This is a genomic window from Paenibacillus sp. 102, from assembly GCF_039549175.1.
Taxonomy (GTDB): Bacteria; Bacillota; Bacilli; order Bacillales; family Bacillaceae_G; genus Bacillus_A.
Map to the genome: position 1 here is coordinate 1 of NZ_JBCGHT010000072.1, position 431 is coordinate 431.

Consider the following 431-nt stretch of genomic DNA (forward strand, 5'->3'; position numbering starts at 1 on the left):
GTAGTTGGGACCTTGTCCCTGTGAGAGTAGGACGTTGCCAGGCAAATGGAGGATTAGCTCAGCTGGGAGAGCACCTGCCTTACAAGCAGGGGGTCGGCGGTTCGATCCCGTCATCCTCCACCATATACGCCGGCTTAGCTCAATTGGTAGAGCAACTGACTTGTAATCAGTAGGTTGGGGGTTCAAGTCCTCTAGCCGGCACCAGTTTTTATTGTACGAGCCATTAGCTCAGTTGGTAGAGCATCTGACTTTTAATCAGAGGGTCGAAGGTTCGAATCCTTCATGGCTCACCATTTATTAAAATAATATGCGGGTGTGGCGGAATTGGCAGACGCACCAGACTTAGGATCTGGCGCCTTTGGCGTGGGGGTTCGACTCCCTTCACCCGCACTTTTAATAAAATATCTCATAACATGTCTTGCGGAAGTAGT

At 50.1% G+C, this 431-nt stretch carries 4 tRNA genes; all 4 read left to right on the forward strand.

Going from position 1 to position 431, the window contains the following annotated elements:
- Positions 1 to 47: 47 nt before the first annotated feature.
- The 4 genes from AAIE21_RS29355 to AAIE21_RS29370 all read left to right on the forward strand — a co-directional run bounded on the left by AAIE21_RS29355 (position 48) and on the right by AAIE21_RS29370 (position 390).
- Positions 48 to 123, forward strand: a tRNA-Val gene (locus tag AAIE21_RS29355).
- A 5-nt stretch (positions 124 to 128) separates the two neighbouring features.
- Positions 129 to 204 (forward strand) — tRNA-Thr (locus AAIE21_RS29360).
- A 13-nt stretch (positions 205 to 217) separates the two neighbouring features.
- Positions 218 to 293: transfer RNA gene (locus tag AAIE21_RS29365), tRNA-Lys, on the forward strand.
- A 16-nt stretch (positions 294 to 309) separates the two neighbouring features.
- A tRNA-Leu gene (locus tag AAIE21_RS29370) sits at positions 310 to 390 on the forward strand.
- The last annotated feature ends 41 nt before the right edge of the window (positions 391 to 431 follow it).